Origin of the sequence: Protofrankia sp. Cas8, assembly GCF_963555845.1 — a bacterium.
In the GTDB taxonomy this organism is placed as follows: Bacteria; Actinomycetota; Actinomycetes; order Frankiales; family Frankiaceae; genus Protofrankia.
This window is the reverse complement of sequence record NZ_CAUVXI010000052.1, coordinates 27,355-29,293: the sequence shown is the minus strand read 5'-3', so window position 1 is coordinate 29,293 and position 1,939 is coordinate 27,355. Positions and strand designations below refer to the sequence as shown.

Here is a 1,939-nt window from a genome sequence, read left to right as displayed (position 1 = left end):
CCAGCCCTGCACAGGGTTTTCAAAAAGTAGAGAGGTTTCAATCCGACTCGGATTTGTAGATCGCGGGCACCGCTGTCCGAATTGTACACCCGCTGACCTGCGCTGATGCAAGATCGTACCACAACCTCCATCCGAAGACCCTTAGGATCATGGCTATATGATCTATCGGTGTCACATCGCAGCAGGTCACAGCATATGTCGATCGCCCACCACAACCTCCCGCATTCGTCGGCGTGTCGGCGGTTGTGGTAAACGATCATCGTACATCCCCCTTTCCCACCGCCGGGCCTCGGACTGACCCGTACCCAACAATGATCGTAGACTCAGGCACCCGCAGCACGAGACCAGGGCCGCCGTTCCGACAGCGCATGGCGCCGACCCACGCAAGGCCAGTCGACAGACATCACCAGACAGAGGAGACGGAGACAGCTCTCACGTCCACCGCGTGCACGGGCAACTCCGGACATGCCAGCCAGCAAGGGCGCTGCCCTAACGAGGCGGGTTAGCCGGACGGCGTGCCCGCCGCGTGCCCGTAGCAGTGGTCAGCATGTGGTCCCATCGGTGTCCTGTGGTGGGTACCGAACCGCCGTTGACCTGGGCGGGAGTGCTTTGGATCAGGTCAGCAACGGTAACCGCACAGGTTTCCCAAGCTCGTAACGTGGATCGTGGCGAAGAGGGTCGCAGGTTCGATCCCTGCCGCGCCCACGTGCTGGTTCCGCATGCTCGTTGGTCTTTGATCAAGCCCGCCACCAGCCGCGATGCCCACCGGGGGGCCGAGCCCCCCGAACCCCCACGGTGCGTCTGCGGCGCTTGCGCTGACTGGATGAACTCCCGTCTGTCCGTGTCCGCCACCTCCGACAGGTCGGGTAGGCCGTAGCGGCGGGCCTGTTGCTCGCGGCGAGCCTGTTCACGCAGCGTACGCAGTTTCCGGATCCGGTCGCTCCAACAGCCGCGCCGCCATGCCCTCACCCATCGCGGTGTTCCTCCCGGTATCCGGTACAGGGGTAACCGTTTGTTACTCCCGTAACCCCCCTGCGGAGCGGCGATCTTTTACGTCCTGCCGTCACCCCGCCGGGCGAATCCCAGCCAGTCCGTGCCACCCGGGGAGCTCCGTCACGAACGCGCGCCGGTCCGCCTTGCCCCGTCCCCGACGGTTGGCGCGGGCCGCTCGTGTACTCCCATCGGGATCCCGACGGCCAGCCGTACCCATCCGGTCCGGTGGGCGACGATCGGCCCGGCGCAGGTAAGGCGAGCGGCGCCGCCACGCACCGTATCGTCCAGGCCCCACCTCGTCCGAGCGATCACAGGATTACCCTTAAATCTGTAACGGAACAGACACGGAAGGAGCATGCAATGGCGTGGAACAAGCGGGGTAGTACCGATGGAGGCGCAAGCACCGGTCGAGACGGCGTGAAGCGCGGCGGCAAGGACGCCACCGCGAAGACGAATGTCCGGGAGGTCGAGTTCGCCAACTGCACGACATGCAACGGTGCCGGCGTTGTGGCCTTCGATCGGGCTGAAACGGACGAGGGCGGCGGGTTCAGCGGCACGCAGGAGCGGACATGCGCTGCCTGTAGCGGCAGCGGGAAGGTCAAGAAGAACTAATGGATGAGGCCCCAGCCGGCGAGACCCCGGTCGTCCCGATGCTGGCACTTGTCGCGTGCAGCAAATGCCGGCGCCGCCGCGGCGCCCAACTCCGCTCCACCGGTGCTGTGGAGCCGATCCCCGAGACGGGGACCTGCCCGCACGGCAAGCCGCTACGGAAAGTTTGGGCGCCGGGCCACGGGCCGGGCTCGGAGCCGCCGGCCGAGTCGGGCTGGGACACCCGGCCGCCGGTGTAGGTGATTACGCCGCCGATGCGGGGATCGCCGATCCGATCCCCGCCACGGTGTTACCCGAACTGATCGCATGGATCCCGACTGCCAGCGTGTCCCACAGG

The 1,939-nt window shown here is 66.1% G+C and carries 2 protein-coding genes; both read left to right on the top strand.

Features of this window, described 5'->3' with window-relative positions; all coding sequences use genetic code 11:
• The first annotated feature begins 1,353 nt into the window (after positions 1 to 1,353).
• Positions 1,354 to 1,605, top strand: coding sequence for a hypothetical protein (locus U9977_RS10525; protein ID WP_322749034.1), 252 nt, complete (start codon positions 1,354 to 1,356; stop codon positions 1,603 to 1,605).
• Positions 1,605 to 1,841, top strand: a complete 237-nt coding sequence (locus U9977_RS10520) for a hypothetical protein (RefSeq protein ID WP_322749033.1) — start codon at positions 1,605 to 1,607, stop codon at positions 1,839 to 1,841. Before U9977_RS10525 ends, U9977_RS10520 begins: the two co-directional genes overlap by 1 nt.
• Positions 1,842 to 1,939: the final 98 nt, after the last annotated feature.

Bases quoted from the DNA above. Each gene is read 5' to 3' on its own strand.
- U9977_RS10525 (WP_322749034.1), top strand. From the start codon at position 1,354: ATGGCGTGGAACAAGCGGGGTAGTACCGATGGAGGCGCAAGCACCGGT.
- U9977_RS10520 (WP_322749033.1), top strand. From the start codon at position 1,605: ATGGATGAGGCCCCAGCCGGCGAGACCCCGGTCGTCCCGATGCTGGCA.